We start from the raw sequence: 20,912 nt of genomic DNA, 5'->3' as shown, positions 1-20,912 counted from the left end.
GGGCCGGGCCCTTTTTTGGAGACCTGACATGAATAATTCAAATCCCATTCGCCGCTCCAACGATGGAGGCTGTCATGGCTGATCGCGTTCCCGCATCGATCGAGATCGGCGGCGAAATCTCTGCTCCAGTTTTCGCAGAGCTGCTCCATATCATCGCCTTTGAGGGCCTGTCGCCCGAATGGGGCGGCGAGCCCTTCGACGCCGAAAGCCGCGTCGTGGGCCAGCCGCTCGCGCTGTTCGACGAGAGTTGCGCCTGGGGCAAGATCGACAATCTCGAGGCCTTCTGCGTCGAGAAAAGTCTGCCCTTTGTCCGTTGGTCGGGCAGCTATCCCGGCGAATGGTCGCCCGAGCGGCTCGTCTACCGCGGCTCGGGTACGGTCGACAGCTATATGATCGATGAAAGCGACCGGGTCCTGCTCGATCGCCGTCTGCTCGTCGAGCTCGGCTCGATCGAGGCTGCGATGGCCTATTTCGACACCGCGGAATTCGCAGTGCCGCCGCTGGTTGTCGAGGGCGATCCGCCGCCGGTACCGGCGGCGGCGGAAAGCGCGGCCGCACCGCGGGAGGCGAGCCATGGCTGATTATTTTTCCCAGACCGTTATCCGTCCGGATATCCCGCGCACTGCGATGACCGCGCTCGAATATAAGGTTCTCGGCCAGATATTCGATCATGAGGATGTCGGCGACGATGTCTATTTCTGCGCCGGCCATGGTCCGAACGATCTGCTGTTCCTGGACCTCGCGGAGGTGAAGGCGCTGCTCACCGAAGATGACGGTGTCGCAAGCGGCCTTGCCGATCTCGTCCGGCAGGAGATTGCCAAATGCGATGCCGACGATGCCGAGCTCGAACTCGATATGTCGGCGATCGGCTTCGAGGGCATTTTCCAGGACATCGTTCAGCGGTCGGCGCTCGACCATGTCGAGGTCGAGGCCGCATGGACCTGCTCGAAAATGCGGCCCGACGGTTTCGGCGGCGCCGCGACGCTGATCACGGCGGACGATATCGAAGCGGTCTCGACGGCGGGATGGCTTGAGGAGGCCATCGCCCGTCTGTCGGGCGATGCCCCTGACTGACGCCTGTCCAGACCATCGTTCACCGACTGCGAAAGCCCGGCCCGCGCGCCGGGCTTTCGCCTTTTCTGGCTCTTGACGCGAGAGGAAGATGTCATGCCCTCGATTATCCAAACGACCGTGTGTTGCCTTGATGAACTGCCCGAGGCCGCAAAGGAGAAGGCACGCGCCTGGTATCGCGAAGGCGGTTTCGACTATGACTGGTTCGAATTTGTTTATGAGGACTTCGAGCGCGTCTGCGACATATTGGGGGTCCGTCTCGACATGACCTCGGTGCGCCTCTTCGGCGGCGGGACGCGCCGGAAGCCCTGCATTTGGTTTTCCGGCTGCTGGAGCCAGGGTGACGGCGCCTGTTTCGAAGGCGATTACAGTTACGCCAAGGGCGCGTTGGCGACGATCCGCCGCTACGCGCCCAAGGATGTCGAACTTCATCGCATCGCCGATGCCCTTGGCTCGATTCAGCGCCGCAACTTCTATCAGCTTAGCGCGCGCATTGGCCATCGCGGTCGCTATTATCACGAATATAGCATGGACATTGTCGTCGAGCGCGACAGCCCCGTCGTCCAGGATATGACGGCTGACGCCGAAGAGGATGTAAGCGAGGCGCTGCGCGACCTGGCCCGCTGGCTCTACGGGCGGCTCGATGACGAATATGAGCATCTGACGTCCGACGCGGCGATCGACGAGATGATCCGCCTCAACGAATATGGCTTCACCGAGGATGGGGTTCGCTTCGGTTGAGAGGGAGAGGCGGGGCCGGGAGGGGGAACCCCCGGATCCTGGAGAGAGCAGCGGGCGGTTCATTCCTGCCCCGCTCTCCTGAGGATTTCAGCCATGCATATGACCTTCCCCGATGCGGCGCGCGGCGCCGCGGCGGCCGCTCGTCCCAGCTCGGTCGCGCCAGCTTCCCGGCGCCTGCTCGATGCCGCTCAGGCGCTTCAGCCTCTGCTCGAGGCGGGCCACCCCTTTTCCACGGCCCAGCTGCGCGAGGCGATGGCACGCGCCTTTGGCGCGAGCGATGCTGCCGGTGCGTGGGACTGGAAGGCGGCTTATGATGCGTGCGAGGCGGCGCAGATCCTGCTGCTTCGCCGCTACGGCGGCGCGCTTGCGACGCAAAACCGCTCGCCGCAACGCGTGCTTGCGATGTGGGAGCGACTTGCCGCGCGCATTCCCACCCAGACGCGCCGCTCAGAGGAAGGCCAGTCACTCCAGCAATTCTCGACGCCTTTGCCGCTCGCCTTTGTGGCGGCGCACGCGGCCTCGATCCATGCCGGAGACCGCGTGCTCGAACCCTCGGCCGGGACAGGCATGCTCGCGATCCACGCCGAACTTGCGGGGGCGAGCCTCGCGCTCAACGAGTTGGCCGACGGTCGCGCCGAGCTTCTCGAGCTACTGTTTCCCGCCGTGCCAATCACGCGTCATGATGGCGCGTCGATCGACGACCGCCTCGACGCTTCTTTCGTCCCCGACGTCGTCCTCATGAACCCGCCCTTCTCCGCCACGGCGCACGTCGACCGCCCGATGCGAGGCACTGCACTTCGCCATATCGCCTCCGCGCTCGCGCGGCTCCGCGACGGCGGTCGGCTGGTCGCGATCATGGGGGCGAATTGCGCACCCGATGCCGCGGCCTTCCGCGCGGGGTTCGTCGGGTTACAGGAGCGGGCGACGATCCTGTTCTCCGCCGCGATCGCTGGAAAAGTCTACGCCAAGCACGGCACCACGACCGCGACGCGACTGCTTGTTATCGACAAGGTACCCGTGGCCGATCCATCGATGCTGCCGGCGAGCCATGGCGAAGCGCCCGACCTGGCGACGCTTCTTGCCTGGGTGACCAGCCATGTTCCGCCGCGGCCTGCCCCGCCGCCCCCTGCGCCAACAGCGGCAATGCCATTCATGCGCGACGCAGCGGCTTCTCGGGGGCCTCTTGCCAGGGGAGCCACGCGTCCGGAGAAGACCGCGCGCGTCGCTTCGGGCGAGCTTGTCTATGAGACGATCGAGTGGTCACCGCCCGTCGGACAACTTGGCGAGGCGATCTACGAGCCCTATGCGCTCCAGTCCTTGCGCATTGCGGGGGCGTCTCCCCATCCGACCGCGCTCGTCCAGTCGGCGGCGATGGCGTCGGTCGCGCCGCCGCGCCCTTCCTATCGGCCGCATCTTCCCGAAAATCTCGTTAGCGACGGCCTCCTGTCCGACGCGCAGCTGGAATCGGTCATCTACGCCGGCGAGGCCCATGCCGGTCATTTGTCGGGCGCCTGGACGGTCGACGAGACCGCGGATGTCGTGAGTGCGGCGAGCGACGATAATGAGGCAGCGGTCCAGTTCCGGCGCGGCTGGTTCCTTGGCGACGGCACCGGCGCCGGCAAGGGCCGACAGGTCGCGGGGATCATTCTCGACAACTGGTTGAAGGGCCGGCGCCGCGCGCTCTGGATCTCGAAGTCGGACAAGCTGCTCGAGGACGCGCAGCGCGACTGGTCGGCGCTCGGGCAGGAGCGCCTGCTCGTCACGTCGCTGTCGCGCTTCCGCCAGGGTACGCCGGTCCGGCTTGCCGAAGGCATCCTCTTCACCACCTATGCGACGCTTCGCTCGCAGGGCCGCGAGGGCAAGGCGAGCCGCATCGAGCAGATCGCCGAATGGCTCGGGCCTGACTTCGACGGCGCGATCATTTTCGATGAAGCCCATGCGATGGCCAATGCGGCGGGTGGAAAGGGCGAGCGCGGCGACCAGAAACCGTCGCAGCAGGGGCGAGCGGGATTGCGACTTCAGCACGCGCTTCCCGACGCGCGCATCGTCTATGTCTCCGCGACAGGGGCGACGACGGTGCAGAACCTCGCCTATGCGCAGCGGCTCGGCCTGTGGGGCGGGAACGACTTTCCGTTCGCTTCGCGCAGCGAGTTCGTCGCCGCGATCGAGCAGGGCGGCGTGGCGGCAATGGAGGTGCTCGCGCGCGACCTCAAGGCGCTCGGCCTCTACGCGTCACGGTCGCTGTCGTTCGATGGGGTCGAATATGAGCTGCTCGAACATAAGCTCACCGACGAGCAGCGACGCATCTACGACAGCTATGCCGGTGCCTTCCAGGTCATCCACAACAATCTCGCCGCGGCGATGGAGGCGGCGGGGGTGACGAGCGCCGAGCATGGCACGCTCAATGCGCAGGCGAAATCGGCGGCGCGATCGGCATTCGAGAGCACCAAGCAGCGCTTCTTCAACCATCTCATCACCGCGATGCAGACCCCGAGCGCCATCGCAAGCATCGCTCGCGACATTGAGGCGGGCCATGCGGCCGTCGTCCAGATCGTCTCGACTGGGGAAGCGTTGCAGGAGCGCCGGCTCGCCGAGATCCCGGTGGAGGATTGGGGCGACGTGTCGGTCGACATCACCCCGCGCGAATATGTGCTCGATTATCTCGCGCACGGCTTTCCGGTCCAATTGTTCGAACCCTGCACCGACGGCGAGGGCAATCTTGCGTCGCGGCCCGCTTATGACGAGGCCGGCAATCAGATCGTCAGCCGCGAGGCGTGCCGGCGGCGCGACGCGATGATCGAGAAGCTCGCCGCGTTGCCGCCGGTGCCGGGCGCGCTCGATCAGATCGTCCAGCATTTCGGGACCGAGACGGTCGCCGAGGTGACGGGGCGCTCGCGTCGCATTGTCCCGCGGACGGGCGACGACGGAGATGTGCGTTTTGCGGTCGAGACCCGCCCCGGCAGTGCGAACATTGGCGAGACCCACGCCTTCATGGACGACGAGAAGCGCATCCTTGTCTTCTCGGAGGCCGGGGGAACGGGCCGCTCCTATCATGCCGATCTCGGCGCCAAGAACCAGCGGCGGCGCATTCACTATCTGCTCGAGGCAGGATGGAAAGCGGATGCCGCGATCCAGGGCTTCGGGCGGACAAATCGAACGAACCAGAAGCAGCCACCGATGTTTCGTCCGGTGTCGACCGACGTCAAGGCGCAGAAGCGCTTCATATCGACGATCGCGCGGCGGCTCGATTCGATGGGGGCGATCACGCGCGGCCAGCGCCAGACGGGCGGGCAGAATATGTTCCGGCCCGAGGACAATCTGGAATCCTTCTATGCCCGCGATGCGCTGCGCCAACTCTATCTTCTGATCGTGAATGCCAAGGTCGAGGGCTGTTCGCTGCTGACGTTCGAAAGTGCGACGGGGCTGTCGTTGCTCGATATCGATGGCTGCCTGCGCGAGGAACTGCCGCCGATCACCACCTTCCTCAATCGCATGCTTGCCCTCACGATCGACCTCCAGAACATCCTGTTCGAGGCCTTCGAGGGTCTGCTCGTGCATCGCATCGAGGCGGCGGTTGCTGCGGGAACCTATGAGATCGGCCTCGAAACCCTGCGCGCCGAGAGCTTCGCGGTGAACGCACGGCAGACGATCTACACCCATCCCGGCACCGGGGCGGCGACGCAGCTTCTGACGATCGAGCGCAAGGAGCGGGTGCTGCCGCTCGATCTTGACGATGCACTGGCGCTCGTCCGCGAACGCGGCGGCGAACTGCTTGTGAACCAGCGCTCGCAGCGTGCTGCGGTGAAGCTCGGGGCGCGCAGCGTGATCGATGACGATGGCGCAATCCACCGCCGCGTGCGGCTCCATCGGCCCCTCGACGCCAGCCACATGCTGCTCGCCGATTTCGTCATGAGCCATTGGCAGCCTGCCGACCGCGATCAGTTCGCCGATGTCTGGAAGGCCGAACTGGCGGACATTCCGGATTACGAGACGTCGACCCTGCACATGGCGTCGGGCTTGCTGCTGCCGATCTGGCGGCTGCTGCCAAAGGAATCGTCGCGCGTCTACCGGCTCCAGACCGACGAGGGCGAACGCATCATCGGGCGCAAGGTCTCGCCGGGCTGGGTGGCATCGGTGATCCGCGACACGCCGTGCGACCTCCCAAAAGACGAAGCGTGGCAACTTCTGCAAAAGGGCGAGGCTGTCTTGCACCTTGCGGAAGGCCAGATGCTGCGCCGCGTTCGCGCCATGAACGACTGGCGGATCGAGCTGTCCGGCTTCAACGATCTTGGTGTTGACCGGCTGAAGGCATTTGGCTTGATTTCCGAAATCGTCTCGTGGCAACTGAAGCTCTACGTGCCGGCAGGGGCTGCTGGCGCCGACGTGTTCGCGCGGCTGGTTGATCGATTTCCGATCCAGCGGATCGCGGATCGCAAGGCCGCCTGAAGGAGCCCCGCTATGGAAAGTCCGGTCCGTGAACTTGCGCGTCGTCTCGGTGAAAATGCCGAGGCGGCGTGCCGCCAATACCTCTCGAACGGTCGCCGCGAAGGCCATTATTGGATGGTCGGCGATAAGGGCAATGCGCTTGGGCGCAGTCTTTATGTGCGTCTCGCCGATGGCGATGGTCGCCGCACGGCGGGCAAATGGACTGACGCCGCGACTGGCGATCATGGTGACCTGCTCGACATCATCGCCGCCAGCTGCGCGCATACGAACCTCGCTGAAACGCTCGCCGAGGCGCGGCGATTTCTGAGCTTGCCTCCATCCGACGCGGGCACGCAGGGGCCGCGTCCGCGTCCGCGCCGGGCGCCCGCTGGCAGCCCGGAGGCGGCAGCGCGGCTTTGGGCGGCGTCGAAGCCCATCGCTGGGACACCTGTGCGCACCTATCTGGCGGGCCGTGCGCTTCGGCACGTCGGCGATGTGCCCGCGCTGCGATGCCACCCGCACTGCTATTATCGCCGGTCGGAGGAGGATGGCCCGTCGGTCAAGTCGGCCTATCCGGCGATGATCGCTGCGGTGACCGACCTCGGCGGCTCGCTCATGGGCGTTCATCGCACATGGCTTGATCCGCACCAATCGACCAAGGCGCCCGTGGCTTATCCGCGGCGCGCGATGGGGCATTTGTTGGGTCATGGCGTCCGCTTCGGGCTCTCGGGCGAGGTCATGGCATTCGGTGAGGGCATCGAAACCATGCTCTCGCTGCGCGAAATCGCCCCGGCACTACCGCTCATCGCCGGGCTGTCGGCCGCCCATCTCGCGGCGCTGGAATTTCCTGCGCCGCTTCGCCGCCTCTATGTTGCCCGCGAACGGGATGCAGCGGGACGCGCTGCATTCGCCGCTCTTGCCGAGCGAGCCGTCCAGCTAGGGATCGATATCCTGCCGCTCGATCCGGCGCTGGACGATCTGAACAGCGATCTTATGCAGATGGGCCATTCGCAGCTCGTCGCTTCGATCGCCCCGCAGATGCACGTCGTCGATGCCGAGCGGATGCTCGATGCAGCCTGATCGCGCCTGGCGCCAGCGGCGCAACGCCTCCAGCAGCGCGGCGGCGAATTGGGACGTCGCAATCGCGCGCGCCATCCTCATGATGCCCGAAATCCCATAGTTGTTTCGGAAAGCGGTGTGTCACCTCGCCGCGGGGATCGGATCAAGCCGGTCCGGGAAGGGGAAGCCCGATCAGCCTGTTCTCGGGAGGCCGCGCCTCGGCCTTCGCTGGAGGGCGACTGCGGCAGCGTGCGCGGGCCGTGCAATGGCTCTGCTCGCGGCTATTTTCCGCCGGGGCTGGCGCCCCTTTGCATCGCGAAACAAAATAGCCGCGAGCCCGCCATCCTTCGCTGGCGCTTCGGCCGCGCGGGGTGCCGCGCGGTGCGAACCCGCACCCGCCGCCGCCGAGGCGTCGCCGCGAAGGCCGCGAGAGGCGCGGCCCCAGACAAGAGAAATGACATGATCGACCTGTCAGACCTTCCCGAACGCGGCGAACCGCAGCAACCCGGCGCCAGCGCCTACCTCCTCCAGGAAATGCAGCTTTACGGTCATAGGCCCTATGAGGACGAACCCGACGCACGGCCGCTTCCAGACGACCGGCTCGCTGGCGGCGCCGTCGCCGATATCTTCGACGCATTGGCGGGCTGCCTGGTCGATACCCGCATCGAGCCCGATCTTGAAGATCTGCTCTGGGGCATCGTCAATATCTTTCACCGCGCCGGCGAACGGATCGAGCGCGAGCTCGACCGCAACGAACAGGCGCAGCGCGAACTCCAGCGCGAGCAGGATGGAAGCGAAATTCGCTCGGTCGAACTCGAGCGCGCGATCGCCGAGGGCATCACGATGATCGAGCGGCGCGACACGATGGAATTTTTCCGCGAATGCGCCGCCGAGCAGTTCCGCATCCATGCCCGCAAGGCCTGGACCCCGCGCACTGGGTCGCGCGTCCGTCACAAGACGATGACCGCGGCGATGATCGACAGCCGCGACTTCATGGACAAACGCCTCCGCGAAAAGGCCCAGGCCCTGATCCCCGAGGGAACGCGCATCGCCTTCAGCGGCGGACCGGCGTGCAACGATCACCGCCACATCTGGTCGGCGCTCGACAAGGTTCATGCGCGTCATGCCGACATGGTGCTGATGCATGGTGCGACGCCAACCGGCGCCGAGCGCGCTGCGGCCTGCTGGGCCGATGCGCGCGGCGTGCCGCAGGTAGCGTTCCGGCCCGACTGGAACCGGCACAAGAAAGCGGCGCCGTTCAAGCGCAACGAGCGGCTGATCGATGCGATGCCCGCCGGGCTGGTCGTCTTTTCGGGCACCGGCATCCAGGACAATCTTGTCGACAAGGCGCGGGCGTTCGGCATTCCGGTCTGGGATTTTCGGCTCAAGGAAGCCTGAGTTGTCGATTTGGATCTGACGGCGCTTGCCATCCGGCGAGCAGGATTACAGGATGAAAATCAATGAAAACCGATCTCGATCATCTTCCGGCGAACAAGCAGCGCGAGCTCGAACGTGTGAAGGCGATCATCTTCGAAGAATTCGAGGATGCGATCGCGCTCGGCACCATGGGCTGGAAAAAGAAGGGTCGGATCGACAAGGTCATCCTCTACGGCAGCTATGCGCGCGGTGGCTGGGTCGACGAGCCGCACACCGCAAAGGGCTATCGTTCGGACTTCGATCTCCTGATCATCGTCAACGACAAGCGGTTGACCGACAAGATCGACTTCTGGTCGAAGCTCGACGACCGGCTGACCCGCGAGCTTGCGATCGACAAGACGCTGCACACGCCGGTCAACTTCATCGTCCACACGCTGCAGGAAGTGAACGATGGGCTGGCTCACGGCCGCTATTTCTTCATGGACGTCGCGGGCGACGGGATCGCGCTCTACGAATATGACGACAAGGAATTGCACAAGCCGAAGCCCAAGACGCCCGAGCAGGCGCTGGCGATGGCGCAGGAATATTTCGACGAGTGGTTTCCGCTCGCCATGCAGCGGTTCGAGCTGTCCAAGATGGGCCGCGAAAAAGGGTTTCTGAAGCCCGCCGCGTTTGACCTCCATCAGAGCAGTGAGTTTCTCTATCATTGCGTGCTCTTGGTCTGCAATTTTTACACGCCCCACGTCCACAACCTGGGATTTTTGCGCACGCAAGCCGAGCGATTAAACATGCGGCTTGTCGATGTTTGGCCGCGCGAGGTGAAGGCAGACCGCGCGCGCTTCGAGAAGCTCAAGGAAGCCTATGTGAAGGCTCGCTACTCCAAACATTATCGAATCAGCGAAGAAGAATTGCTCTGGCTGGCTGGACGCGTGGAGGAGCTGGGCCGCGCCGTGCATGCCATCTGCTCTGAACGGATAGCGAACCTTGAAGAAGCTGTGCAGGCTCCGGAGTAGACCCGGCACATGCGCGTTCGTGACTTCTTCCTTCTCGTCGCCGTGTGCCTGATCTGGGCATTCAACAATGTCCTGAGCAAGATTATAGTAACGGACTGGGCGGTCCCGCCGCTTTTCTATGCGGCGCTACGCTTTGCGGTCGTCGCGATGGTCATGTGGCCATGGTTGCTGCCGATGCCGCGGCCGGCATGGCGGATTGTTGCCATCGCCCTGTGCCTGGGCGGCGGAAGCTTTTCACTACTTTTCGTCGGTTTGCAGACTGTCTCACCTTCTGAGGCCGCGATTATTCTGCAGCTCGGTGTCCCCTTTACCATGCTGCTCTCGGTGCTGGTGCTCGGCGAGCGTATCTACTAGCGCCGCGGACTGGGCATCGCGCTGACATTGGTCGGCGTGCTGATCGTGACCTGGCGGCCCGGTGGACTTTCGCTTTCGACGGGGCTCTGGTTCGTCGCCGCCAGCGCCTTCGCCGGCGCCGCTGGCGCGGTGCTGATGAAGCAGGTTGATGGCGTCAAACCGTTCCGCTTTCAGGCCTGGGTGGGACTGGTGTCGGCGACCGTTCTGACACTCGCTTCGATCTTGCTTGAAGACGGTCAATGGACGGCGGCGACGACCACTGGACGGCCGCTTGTCGCCGCTGTCGTATTCACGGCGCTGATCGTGTCGGTCGGTGCGCACTCCGTCTATTACCACCTCATCGACCGCTATGAAGCGAACTTGCTCGCACCGCTGACATTGATGACGCCGCTCGCGACGATCGGGCTCGGTGTGCTGATCACCCACGATCATTTCGATATGCGGATGGCTATCGGCGGCGGGCTGGCAATGCTCGGTGCGTTGATCGTGGCGCTGCGGCGCAAACCAGCGACGAAATTGCTTGTCGAACGGGAGCTGCGATAGTCGGGGAAATTCGATCCGCATCGCGCGTATGGTGAAGAGTTGCTGCGACGGTCGTTAACCGATGGCGGGGGGGGGGGCGATGCAAGATACGTGTCAGAACTCTGGCTAAAGTGATTTTGTGTTGCGCCAATGCATCAGTCACGCGTAATTCCGTTACGGAATACTGATTTCGATGGCGTGCATTTTTTGCTGCTGTATGCGCCCCGATGCGACCCAAAAGGAGGGCTCCTCCATTCAACTTTGGCGGCCTTTTAGGCCGCCTTTTTTGTATGTCGGCTTTGCGCCTGTTTGTCGCTGTCCAAGTGAAAGAAGCGCGGATCCGAAAGCGGTCATTCATGGACTCGGCCCAATTGGCTATTGGCTGGCACTCCGTTTCTCGGCAATTCTAGCGCGATGCGCGTTTACCACTTCGTCAACTGCGAATACGGTCTCCAGGACATCGCCCGAAGGCGGTTGAAAGTCGCGACTCTCGCTGACGTGAATGACCCGTTCGAGATGCTTTCGTTGAACCTGAAAGATAGTGGTCTCCGCGCCACCTTGGGCAAGGCCCGAAAGGAATTCGGTGAGCGGCGGGGCATGCTGTGCTTCAGCCGAGGCTGGCGCAACCCGGTTCAGTGGAGCCACTATGCAGACCATCACCGCGGGTTGTGCCTGGGCTTCGACGTGCCTGACCGGCTGCTGCGGGATGTGCAGTACCGGAAGTCCCGCGCCGCCGTCGATGCCACCGTCATCGATGCGCCCGGGTTCGACATGGGATCATTCGTGCTGAAAGCGCTGGACGTGAAGTTTGTCCATTGGACCTACGAGGATGAAGTGCGCATGATCGTCGACCTCGAAACCTATGATGATGCGTGCCGGATCTGGTATCGCGGCTTCGATGGCGACCTAGTCCTGCGGGAGGTCATCGTAGGCGCCGACTGCCCCGCGACGCGCGCTCAGGTCGCAGAGGCGCTTGGCGATGGGGCGCGGGGGGTTGTAGCGCACAAGGCGCGCCTGGCATTCGGGACGTATCGCGTAGTTACGCAGCGGAGGGAGGATCTGTGGCAGTAATGGGTGGTTCGGAAGGCGAGGCGAGGGCCGAGGGCGATGGCGTTCCCGTCGTCTTGGATCTTCCTAACGATGAACTCGGCGCTGCGGCTGAAGGGCTTTTCATCTATCTTTGCCCGCGCGCGCTTATCGTCTGTAACAAGAGTGACCGCGACCGTTCGGGATGGGATTTCGTCGTGGACCTGCCTATGCAGGACGGCATCCTGGACCAGCGCAGCAAGACGACCTGTCATGTCCAGCTAAAGGCCACGAAGTCGGTCGGGACTGGCAATGTCCAACTGCGATTGTCCGCCGCGGACTTGCTTGCGAAAAGCCCGCTTCCCGCGGTCATCATCGTCTTCAGGATGAGGCCCGATGGCACGCCGATCAGGGGCTATGTCGTCCATCTTCTCGGCGCGCCGCTTGAGAAACTGCTCCGCAGGTTGAGGCACGAGCAATTCATCGGAAACCGCGATATCAACCGACAGTCGATCTCCTTCGACTACCGCAAGCTCGGCCACCCCTTTGAGGTAACGCCGCAGGGCCTTCGCGCAGCGATCGAACGGGCATGCGGCCCAGATCCTGCCGCCTATTCAGCCGAGAAGCTCGGCCAGCTCGCGGAACTGGGTTACGGTGATGACCGCATCGTCGGCGACGTCTTCTTCAGACCGGACAGCGACGAGCAGCTGACCCGCGTCGTGCTCGGCATGGTTCCGCTGAAGCCGTTGGCTATTCAGGCCTTCGACAATCGCTTCGATATGCCGGTGCCCTATGATCACGACATGCTGAACGCGGTTGAGGAGATCATGCTTTCGCCTCCCTCAGCCGGTGGTTGCGAGATCGTGGTGACCGGCGCGCCACTGACCCCGCCTGCTACCTTCCACGCCGAGATATTCTTCGCGCCTCCCTTCGACGCGCGCCTGCGGATGCTCATCCGTCACGCCGACTTCAGCTTCCTGTTCCATGAGCGCGAGGCGGATTTCGAGACCAAGGGCATCTTCGAGCAGGGCGGCCGGACGCTCGACGACCTCGTGATGCTGCTCCGCGCAATGGCCAACCTCGCCTCGGGCGAAGGTGCAATCGTAATGAGCGGTGACGACGGTCGCTTTGGCCCGATCAAACTGCCTATGAGCAATGTGCTAACCGGCCCCGACGTCGAGGACCTGCCGGCGCTTTACAAGATCGCCTCCGATTGGCGGCGGTTGCTTGAACTGGCCGGCGTGCGATCCAAGGCCTCCCTCGCGATTGGTGACCTGTGGGACAGCCGCTGGATCCAGCTGGCTGCGGATCTGCTTCTTCGGGCAAAGCCAGAGGCTCGGTTCGCATTCGACACGGATACAATCGCGGGGGATGGGGGCGCCTTAAAGGCGATCTACTTCAACAGTGCCGAGCTCGCGGGCGACGGCATTAGCTACGGCGTTGAGATTGAACTTCAGCCCACCACGCGTGATCAGCGCGTCTACAGTTCGGTATCCTTTCGACCAATTGACGTGCGGCCGATGGTCCCCGATCTCTATGAGTACATGGAGGAGCTTGCATCACGATATGAGCATCCAATCATGATTCACCCCGATCACCTGCGGGAGGTCGGTCCGGAGCGGCTTGAGGTCGCCGAAGCCGTAGGTAACGGATCGGATTCTGGTCGGGAAACGCCGCTCCCTAGCCGTCAATGACCTCAACGGTTCCGGTTTATCGGCTTGATGGACCGCGGACGCCCTGAGCTCGCAACTTACACTTCGCACCTTCTACCCGGGTGGCTTCGTCGATTTGCTGGCGAGAACTTCGATGAACTTCTCTGCAATATCGAGATCATAGGAATTCAACCCGTCCAGATGCTTTTGGAGCTTCTGCGCAGCCACGGACGTGCCCACATCCTCGCTGCGCCCGAGCAGATAGTCGGTCGTAACATCGAGCGCGTCGGCGAGCCTCAGCAGATTGTCGAAAGATGGTTTGCGACCGCCACCTTCGAAATGCGAGATCGAACTTGCCGGGAGGCCAGTTTTTTTTGCTAGGTCGCCTTGGCTGATTTTCCTTGCATCACGGGCACTTGCAAGCCGGGCCCGGAAAATCTCACCTGATCCGCTGTTATCGGTCATGGCGATTTCGCGATGAATATATTGACATAAACGACATGTTTCCTATTTTAGCGTTATCGACACGATCATCATGTCGAAAACGTCAACAAGGCGCAAGTGCCTTCGTATGGAGAAATGTTGTGACGAACGAGAATTCCATGTCTGGGCGCTTTGCGATCACGATCGACGGCGTCGAACATCTGCTGAGCGACCCACTGGTCAAGGGCCGCGACCTGCTCGAAATCGCGGGCCGTATCCCGGTCGACGAGCATCTGCTCTTCTATCGCCAGGGCGACGGGTTGCTCGAAGACATCAACCTCGCTGAAGAAATCGACCTTCGCGCGAGCGGCAAGGAAGAGTTCAGCTCGGTGAAGGCCGACCGCCTCTTCTTCCTTGTCGTCGACGGGCGCCGTTTCCCTTGGGGTAAGGATGAGATCAGCGGCGCGGAACTCCGCGTTCTCGCGCTAGTGCCGGCGGCTAAGGATATCTTTTTCGACCCGAAGGGCGGCAGGGACGACCTCGTCGAGGATACCGAGAGCGTCACCCTCAAGGGCAAGGAGGTCGAGCACTTCTACACTGCCGACCGCTCGGACGAACCGCGTTACGTCAATGTTGACCTCAACGGGGACAAGGTCCGGATCCTCGCCGGCGACTATACGACCGAAACGTTGAAGGACGCGCTCGGCGTATCGGCTGATCTCGACCTCGACGTCGTCGACAAGCAGGGCAGCTTCCGCACCCTGCAGCCCGGCGAGGCGATCCGCGTGATCGCCCGCATGAAGTTCGTCAGCCACGTTCGCCAGGGCGGCTCCTCGTGAATGCCGAAGATCAGTTCGACCGCATCAAGGCCATCTACCCGGATGCGGTCGCGCTGGTCGAAGGTGGCCGTACCTTCGTCCATCTGCCCGGGCTGGTGATCGCGACGCGGGCGGGACCGGTGACGCGCGATGCGCTGCTCTGCCCTCACGAGCATAGCGGCTATAAGACGCGGCTCTTCCTTAACGCCGCCGTTCCCGGTCATCTCGCAAACTGGACCCAGCACAATCTCTTCACCCGGAACTGGTTTTGCTGGTCCTGGAACTACATCGAGGCAGAACAGCCATGGACTTCCATCCTTGCAAATCATCTGGCGGCCTTCCGGTGAACGTCCATTTCAAGATCCGCGCCCCGCTTCTCGACGCCATTCGAGGCGACTTGAGGCGGCGTCACGCCTTCGCATATGAGCGCGTTGGCTGGATTTCGGCGGGCGTGTCGCGCATCGGCGATGGCAGCCTATTTCTCCTCGCGCAGGATTATCACCCGGTCGAGGACGCCGACTATATCGACGACCCGAGCGTCGGCGCGATGATGGGGTCAAAGGCAATCCGCAAGGCGCTGCAGCGCAGCTACCAGTCGCGGACTGCGGCGCTGCACGTCCATATGCACGAACATCGCGGCCGTCCCGGGTTCAGCGGCACTGACATTCGCGAGAATGCGAAGTTCGTGCCCGACTTCTTCAACGTCGCCGCACATGTACCGCATGGCGCGATCGTGCTGAGCGCCGACAATATAGCGGGAGACCTCTGGCTTGCGCGTGGTCAGGGACCGCTCCCCATTGCCCGGTTCACCGCGGTCGGCGCCACCCTCTGGATGGAAGGAGCGATGTCATGAGCCGCTATGACCGGCAGGATTTTCTGGGGCCGGACAGCGACGCCCGGCTCCGCGCCGTGACGATCGGCATCGTCGGCCTCGGCGGCGGCGGTTCGCATGTGGTGCAGCAGCTCGCCCATCTGGGAATCGGGGGCTTCGTCTGCGTCGATCCCGATATCGTCGAGGACAGCAATCTCAACCGCCTCGTCGGTGCAACCGCCGCCGACGCCGAGAACGCGACGCCGAAAGCGGATGTCGCCGAACGAATGGTGCGCGGGCTCGTCGCGGCGCCGCGTTTCCTTGCTCTTGCATGCAGGTGGCAGGATGCAACCGAGGCGCTCGCCGAATGCGACATCATCGTCGGCGGCGTCGATTCCTACCGCGAACGGAGCGAACTCGAAGCCTTCTGCCGCCGGATGATGATCCCCTGTATCGATATGGGCATGGACGTTCACGACCTCGGCGATCAATTCGCGATCGGCGGCCAGGTCATCCTGTCTTCCCCGGGCGGGCCATGCCTCTGGTGCCTTGGCGTTCTCACCGACGCGCGGCTTGAGCAAGAGGCGCAGAAATATGGCGCCGCCGGCGGCAAACCGCAGGTGGTCTGGCCGAACGGCGTGCTGGCGTCGTTGGCCGTGGGCCTCGTCATGCAACTGCTGCTGCCGTGGATGCGCGAACCCGTCGCCAGCGTCTACCTCGAATATGATGGCAATCGTCATCAGGTCGCGACAAGCAATCGCTTAAAGGCGGTCGCCGGGCAAACATGTCGGCACCATGGCGCATGCGAGACCGGTGACCCGCTGTTCGATGTTCGACGTCCGGCGCCGGCAAGGCAGTCAGAAACGGAACGGGAGGAGACGCGCGTGGCGCCGACCAGCGGATCGTGGTGGCGCCGCCTGTTAAGCCAGCTTGGCGTCCGAATCTGACCCGGCGTCCGGCACTTCGCACTGGTCGAAGTCGGGCCAATTGCGGACCTTGGGCAGGAAGGGTTCGGCTTCGTCGGTCGTCCGGAAAATGAGGTTATAAGTCTGGGTCGGGCTGTCGGCGTCAAACGTCCAGAACATCGAAAGCCCGGGCACCTGGACGATCAGCATGCTCTCGCCGAACTTGCTGCCTGTCGCGTCGACGACGACATGGGCACGCACCTTCCGCTGGCACTGGTCGAAACCGCGAAGATCGTCGGGAAGCGAGAATTCGGTCACCCACACGTAGCGTGGATATTGGTGTCGGAAGATTTCGAACTTGAAGATATCGGGAAGCCGATTGCGGAGCGTCCTGCCCTTATAACGCCAGCCATAGGTAAGATAGGTCCGCGCCACGAGTCTTGAAGGCGAAACCGCAAAAAAGGAGGGATCGACGGCGATCGCCTTGCCGAGTGCAGCACTGCCTTCGCCGGCGCGCATGCGGGCGAGTTCGCGATACTCTTCGATGCGCTCGACGCAGCTCGCAAGAAAGTCGCGGCTCAGTGTTTCGGCAACTTCGCCGGTCATGAACACCTTCCCGGGCAGCGGCGTCACTGAATAAACCGCATCCTCTTCGAGCGTCCACGGATAGGCACCGGGCGCGCCCGCCTCCAGCGCGTCGTCCTTGTAGACCGGCAGGCGGCAGACCGGCCCCCTCTGGTCGTCGGCGACGATGAGATGCGAAATCAGTTCGGCCGAGGTCGGGTCATCGGGCAGGTCGTCATCGCCGCGTTCGCGCATCACCCGGCCGATGGCAACGACAGCATGGCCGACCGTCGCGCCGTCCCGGCCCTTTAGCCCGATCAGCACTGGGATGCCGGAATCGAGATAACGACCAATCACCTCATGCAGAGGCTTGATGCCGACCCCTTGTTCGACCGCGGCCTTGCCGAGATCGAAGACCGGATGACGGTCCATCGCCCGTAGCGCCCGGATTATGTTGTCGGGCCTCAGGAACTCCGATCCGGCGGGAAGTGAGCGGGTCACGAAATTGTCTGTGGGCTTCAGCGCCGCATCATTGATGTCAGGCATCGAGAACCAGGGTCCGCCATGCGCGCGATGGAAATGGCGTCCTGCCATCCAGATTGCCGCCTGCGCGCAGGCGCCGACGCGTGTGTCTTGCTGGGTGAGCGGGAATCCCGTGACAGTAAGGTCAGCCCCCACGAGGTGAACGGGATAATCCGCCGTTACGTCGATGATCGTCGAGGGGTCGGAAGCAATCGCAGCTGCCGAGATTACCGCCGCTGCAACCGGCGCGTGGGAAACGGGGCGCAGCACCACAAAGCCAAGATAGTCGTCGTCATGTGAAGCGACCTCGCGCGACAGGCCTTCGGGGCTATCGACCTTGCCGAGATACGAAAGGTCACACCCGAAGAAGTGGAGACGCTGGCAATATTTGAGATAGGGATGGAATAGGGTCGAATAGAAGGCCGAATAGGCGGCGGAGAAGTCGCGGTCGATATAGGCCCGCTCGAGGAGATAGGCCTTCGCACCCGCCTCCCTGTAATCGCGTAGCAATTGTTGCAGCAGCGCGGACTCGTCGGCCCCCACCAATTCGGCCAATTCAGTCCAGTCGTCTTCGCCGAGCAGGGGTCCTACCTGGATTTGAGCCTGCATTCAGCGATTGCCTCCCGATCAGCCGCGGTTCGCGCCGACGACGAAATTTCCGAGTCGCTGTTCTGCCGCGAGCGTCAGCTCTTCGAGCCGTTCGATTTCTTCGACGGCCTTCTTCGATGGTCGAAGATTGAAGTGCTTGAATTCCTTGCGATTGGAAATCTCTACACGTCCGTAGGTATTGTCCGCGAGTAACTTTATACCATTTTTCATGGGTCCTCCTCGCGAATCGAACGCGCCCTGCCGGGCCGGCAGGGCGCAATGATTCGCTTTCGCTACGAAACACAGGGCGAGTCGGCAATGAATATCGCCGCCGTTTAGCCCCAAAACTGCAGTATTCCTTAAAGGCCGCACGACTTTCTGCGAACCGGTTGGGAATTTCTGTTCCGAATCCAGTTGGATGTCGGCGATCATTGGCCGTTCACCTTGGCTTCGATTTTCTCGGTGGTTGCGATGATTTCGTCGAAGGCTGGAGCCTTGCCGAAGATCATTGCCTCGGTTGCGGCATAGTCGCGCCGCAGCGCCTCGCGCATCGCCTTGGCCGGCGCGAGGCTGAAACTTCCTTTCGCCGCTGAGGCGAGGTCGAAGTCGGGTCGATTGAAGAACATGCGGGCATGACGCACGCAGTCGGCGCCAAGTTCATCCTTCTCCATCGCTTCGCGGCCAAGCGTGGTATCCGCAAGGCAGTGAAGGTCATAATAGTGGCGCGATATACGCTGGCCCTCATTCTTGAGGACGCCTCGGCGATCGAACCAACTGCGCAGCCCGTGCGCGATGACGATCTTGTCCCAGAAGGTCCGCTCGGCGTCGATCGTCGTTACTTCGGCAACCGCGAGATCTAGATCCGGCAACTCTTCGGCGACATAGGGCGTGACCGTGGCTTTGCCGTTCGGATCGAGCGCCGATTTGGCACCAGATTCGATGCGGACGGCTGGCTTGATATAGCTCGCTTCGTCATGTTCGAGCGACGGATACCAGACTAGCAGGGTCTGGGAGTCGCGGTCGGCCTTGTCGATCTCTACGCGTCCCGCGCCGTTCGTGGCCTCGGCGAGGCGCGCCGCGATATCGGTCTGGAGAGGACCGGTGATATAAGTGCTGCAGGCGTCCCGGATGGCGTCGAGTCTCGCTTCACGCTTTTTGCCCGACAACGCTTCGAGCTCGTCGACGCTCGCGGCTTCGCCGAGATCGTCCCTGTATATGGTGACGTCGATATCCTCGGAAAAGCGCTTGATGAGGCCGTGCGCCTTCGAAAGCGAGGTGCCGCCCTTGAAGAGCAGCCGTGGCTGGTCGGCGCTGCGCTCATGATAGAGCTGGTCCAGCGTCCAGCAGACCCAGAAATCCTTCTCGACATTGCCGAGCGGCGTGCCAAGCCGGTTCGCGGCCGACAGGAACAGGTCCCGGCGATCGGCTTCTCTCGACCCGATGATCTGCTGGTAGCCGGCGCGGGTCACGCGCGCCGCACCTTGGCCGGCGTGACGAGTTCGCGGAGGAAGTCCTGCATCCAGATCGGAAGTGCGGCGAGGCCGTCCTTCAAGTCCTTGCGAAGGGTCCGGCCGTGCCTTGGGTCCAACAATATCGCGGAGAGCGCGTCATAGACGCGAGTGCGCTCCTCTTCGCTGCGGTCGATCACATCCTTGAGCCAATAGAGTGCTTGCACGATTCGCATTGCAGGGCGGCCAGCCCAATAGAGGCGGCTCGGAGCGGCGTGCTTGAAGGTGATTTCTTGGTTGCCGAGCGTGATCGGTTTCAGCCGCGCATCCACCAAGACCTCGATCCGCGCCGGCACAGCCGTCGTCAGGCCGAGGTCGTTAGCGGCTGTCATGCCGTCGACAACCATGCGGGCTTGGTCCCGGCGAATGACCGCCTCGATGACCGCGCGATAATCGGGGACCGAGGGCTTGCCCGTAAGTTCGTTGTGGACGGGGCGATCGTAGAGCCCTCGATCGATGCGGCGGAGTTCGCCAGCCTTGGTCAGACGCTGTAAATTCTTGTCGATGACCTGCCGGTTGCCGAGGTCGCTGAAGTCTGCCGGGGTCCATGCTTGGCCCAGCTTTCGCTTTACTCGGCGCATGATGTTCCTGCCCACATCATCGTCGGCTCCGGACGATTTCCCCATCATGTCCGAAGCATGATACATTTTTCGGACAATGTCTATTTTAATTTGTCCGAAGCATGTCACTTCGTTCGGACGGCAATGTCCGAACCATGATGTAAACTTCAGACAGCTATGTCCGAAGCATGTTGCACTCTTCGGACAGACAGAATGGCGCCGCGCCCAGCCTGTGGACCTTCAGCAGGAAGCCTCAAATCCTCTACTGCAAAAACCGGATTCCATTCGCACGGATTATGTGAGATTCAGCTTCACGAAAATTCGGTTGTCTAATCGATTTCGAGACGGGGCAAAGCAGAACGACAATGGCTGATCACAGCGCAATAGAGTGGACCGACGCTACGTGGAACCCCGTCACAGGTTGCACGAAGATCACCGCTGGATGCGATAACTGCTATGCCGCGCGCTTCTCCGAGCGGTTCCGTGGTCATCAACACCGACCGGCGCACCTATCATGTCGAGCTGCGCGCGACCGCCGCGGCCTATATGGCATCGGTATCCTGGACCTATCCCGCCGATGAGCTGATCGCCTTGCAGCTTGCCGAGGCCGAGGCGGCGAGGGTGGCGCCCGTTGCCGGGGCGATCGATCTCGCCGCGCTCAACTTCCGCTACCGCATCGCAGGCGACAAGGCCGCGTGGCGGCCGGTGCGCGCCTTCGACGACTCGCGCCAGCTAATCATCGAATTCGGTGAGGATATCGCCACCGGCGATATGCCGCCACTCTTCGTCATCGGCGGCAGCGGCGAGGCAGAGCTTGTCAACTACCGGGTGCAGGGCCGCTACATGATCGTCGACCGCCTTTTCGAGCGCGGCGAACTCCGCTTGGGCGCCGGAAAGCAGGCCCGCGTCGTTCGGATCAAGCGTGAAATGCCGCGCCGCCGGGGGCGGTCGTGACCGGGCCGGCAAGCGAGGC

Annotated in this window: 20 protein-coding genes and 2 pseudogenes; 17 read left to right on the top strand and 5 right to left on the bottom strand. The window is 62.9% G+C overall.

Going from position 1 to position 20,912, the window contains the following annotated elements:
• The first annotated feature begins 74 nt into the window (after positions 1 to 74).
• The 11 genes from FFS68_RS04470 to FFS68_RS04425 all read left to right on the top strand — a co-directional run bounded on the left by FFS68_RS04470 (position 75) and on the right by FFS68_RS04425 (position 13,282).
• Complete coding sequence (locus tag FFS68_RS04470; RefSeq protein WP_197411478.1) at positions 75 to 581, top strand: hypothetical protein; 507 nt, start codon at positions 75 to 77, stop codon at positions 579 to 581.
• Positions 574 to 1,074 (top strand): hypothetical protein, encoded by a 501-nt coding sequence (locus tag FFS68_RS04465; RefSeq protein ID WP_037556201.1) that lies wholly within the window; start codon positions 574 to 576, stop codon positions 1,072 to 1,074. The genes FFS68_RS04470 and FFS68_RS04465 overlap by 8 nt, the downstream gene beginning before the upstream one ends.
• Before the next feature lie 93 nt (positions 1,075 to 1,167).
• A complete protein-coding gene (locus FFS68_RS04460; RefSeq protein WP_037556198.1) occupies positions 1,168 to 1,812 on the top strand; it encodes a hypothetical protein in 645 nt (214 codons plus the stop codon).
• Between the two features lie 99 nt (positions 1,813 to 1,911).
• Positions 1,912 to 6,258 carry a strawberry notch-like NTP hydrolase domain-containing protein gene (locus FFS68_RS04455; RefSeq protein ID WP_137752057.1) on the top strand — a complete coding sequence of 1,449 codons (4,347 nt, stop codon included), beginning with the start codon at positions 1,912 to 1,914 and terminating at the stop codon, positions 6,256 to 6,258.
• A gap of 12 nt (positions 6,259 to 6,270) precedes the next feature.
• A complete protein-coding gene (locus tag FFS68_RS04450; RefSeq protein WP_037557224.1) occupies positions 6,271 to 7,317 on the top strand; it encodes a toprim domain-containing protein in 1,047 nt (348 codons plus the stop codon).
• Between the two features lie 438 nt (positions 7,318 to 7,755).
• On the top strand, positions 7,756 to 8,694 hold the full coding sequence (locus FFS68_RS04445; protein WP_037557223.1) for a DUF2493 domain-containing protein: 939 nt from the start codon (positions 7,756 to 7,758) through the stop codon (positions 8,692 to 8,694).
• Between the two features lie 62 nt (positions 8,695 to 8,756).
• Entirely contained in the window at positions 8,757 to 9,686 is a 930-nt protein-coding gene (locus tag FFS68_RS04440; protein ID WP_037557222.1) for a HEPN domain-containing protein, read from the top strand.
• Between the two features lie 9 nt (positions 9,687 to 9,695).
• Complete coding sequence (locus tag FFS68_RS18040) at positions 9,696 to 10,040, top strand: DMT family transporter (protein WP_197411479.1); 345 nt, start codon at positions 9,696 to 9,698, stop codon at positions 10,038 to 10,040.
• Between the two features lie 36 nt (positions 10,041 to 10,076).
• Complete coding sequence (locus FFS68_RS18035) at positions 10,077 to 10,583, top strand: DMT family transporter (protein ID WP_197411480.1); 507 nt, start codon at positions 10,077 to 10,079, stop codon at positions 10,581 to 10,583.
• A 393-nt stretch (positions 10,584 to 10,976) separates the two neighbouring features.
• Entirely contained in the window at positions 10,977 to 11,633 is a 657-nt protein-coding gene (locus FFS68_RS04430) for a DUF2971 domain-containing protein (RefSeq protein WP_037557221.1), read from the top strand.
• Positions 11,633 to 13,282: a hypothetical protein gene (locus tag FFS68_RS04425; protein ID WP_037557220.1), complete on the top strand. Its 1,650-nt coding sequence runs from the start codon at positions 11,633 to 11,635 to the stop codon at positions 13,280 to 13,282. The genes FFS68_RS04430 and FFS68_RS04425 overlap by 1 nt, the downstream gene beginning before the upstream one ends.
• Positions 13,283 to 13,354: 72 nt before the next feature.
• On the opposite strand, the gene FFS68_RS04420 is transcribed toward FFS68_RS04425, so the two are convergent.
• Complete coding sequence (locus FFS68_RS04420; protein ID WP_037557219.1) at positions 13,355 to 13,705, bottom strand: helix-turn-helix transcriptional regulator; 351 nt, start codon at positions 13,703 to 13,705, stop codon at positions 13,355 to 13,357.
• 137 nt (positions 13,706 to 13,842) lie between these two features.
• Here FFS68_RS04420 and FFS68_RS04415 point away from each other — a divergent pair, with 137 nt between their 5' ends.
• Genes FFS68_RS04415 through FFS68_RS04400 form a run of 4 tightly spaced genes read left to right on the top strand, consistent with a single transcriptional unit; the run spans position 13,843 to position 16,239 of the window.
• Positions 13,843 to 14,502: a multiubiquitin domain-containing protein gene (locus FFS68_RS04415; RefSeq protein WP_052182452.1), complete on the top strand. Its 660-nt coding sequence runs from the start codon at positions 13,843 to 13,845 to the stop codon at positions 14,500 to 14,502.
• Positions 14,499 to 14,828: a hypothetical protein gene (locus tag FFS68_RS04410; RefSeq protein ID WP_037557218.1), complete on the top strand. Its 330-nt coding sequence runs from the start codon at positions 14,499 to 14,501 to the stop codon at positions 14,826 to 14,828. Before FFS68_RS04415 ends, FFS68_RS04410 begins: the two co-directional genes overlap by 4 nt.
• Positions 14,786 to 15,334 (top strand): hypothetical protein, encoded by a 549-nt coding sequence (locus tag FFS68_RS04405; protein ID WP_212742317.1) that lies wholly within the window; start codon positions 14,786 to 14,788, stop codon positions 15,332 to 15,334. Before FFS68_RS04410 ends, FFS68_RS04405 begins: the two co-directional genes overlap by 43 nt.
• The gene (locus tag FFS68_RS04400) at positions 15,331 to 16,239 is read left to right on the top strand and encodes a ThiF family adenylyltransferase (RefSeq protein ID WP_081933209.1); all 909 of its coding nucleotides are present in this window, start codon (positions 15,331 to 15,333) and stop codon (positions 16,237 to 16,239) included. Before FFS68_RS04405 ends, FFS68_RS04400 begins: the two co-directional genes overlap by 4 nt.
• On the opposite strand, the gene FFS68_RS04395 is transcribed toward FFS68_RS04400, so the two are convergent.
• Genes FFS68_RS04395 through FFS68_RS04380 form a run of 4 tightly spaced genes read right to left on the bottom strand, consistent with a single transcriptional unit; the run spans position 16,213 to position 20,008 of the window.
• Complete coding sequence (locus FFS68_RS04395; protein WP_052182451.1) at positions 16,213 to 17,892, bottom strand: hypothetical protein; 1,680 nt, start codon at positions 17,890 to 17,892, stop codon at positions 16,213 to 16,215. The two genes, FFS68_RS04400 and FFS68_RS04395, sit on opposite strands and share 27 nt — an antisense overlap.
• 18 nt (positions 17,893 to 17,910) lie before the next feature.
• Positions 17,911 to 18,303, bottom strand: coding sequence for a hypothetical protein (locus FFS68_RS04390; protein WP_137752010.1), 393 nt, complete (start codon positions 18,301 to 18,303; stop codon positions 17,911 to 17,913).
• Complete coding sequence (locus FFS68_RS04385; RefSeq protein ID WP_052182450.1) at positions 18,300 to 19,340, bottom strand: nucleotidyl transferase AbiEii/AbiGii toxin family protein; 1,041 nt, start codon at positions 19,338 to 19,340, stop codon at positions 18,300 to 18,302. Before FFS68_RS04385 ends, FFS68_RS04390 begins: the two co-directional genes overlap by 4 nt.
• Entirely contained in the window at positions 19,337 to 20,008 is a 672-nt protein-coding gene (locus FFS68_RS04380) for a DUF6088 family protein (protein WP_037557226.1), read from the bottom strand. Before FFS68_RS04380 ends, FFS68_RS04385 begins: the two co-directional genes overlap by 4 nt.
• Before the next feature lie 296 nt (positions 20,009 to 20,304).
• Here FFS68_RS04380 and FFS68_RS04375 point away from each other — a divergent pair.
• Positions 20,305 to 20,388 (top strand): annotated as a pseudogene (locus FFS68_RS04375) (DUF5131 family protein); the annotation flags it as partial.
• A gap of 25 nt (positions 20,389 to 20,413) precedes the next feature.
• Positions 20,414 to 20,893: pseudogene (locus tag FFS68_RS04370) on the top strand (TrbG/VirB9 family P-type conjugative transfer protein); the annotation flags it as partial.
• Positions 20,894 to 20,912 lie beyond the last annotated feature (19 nt).

This window comes from Sphingopyxis sp. L1A2A (assembly GCF_005502465.1).
GTDB lineage: Bacteria > Pseudomonadota > Alphaproteobacteria > Sphingomonadales > Sphingomonadaceae > Sphingopyxis.
This window is presented reverse-complemented; position numbering and strand designations above follow the sequence as displayed.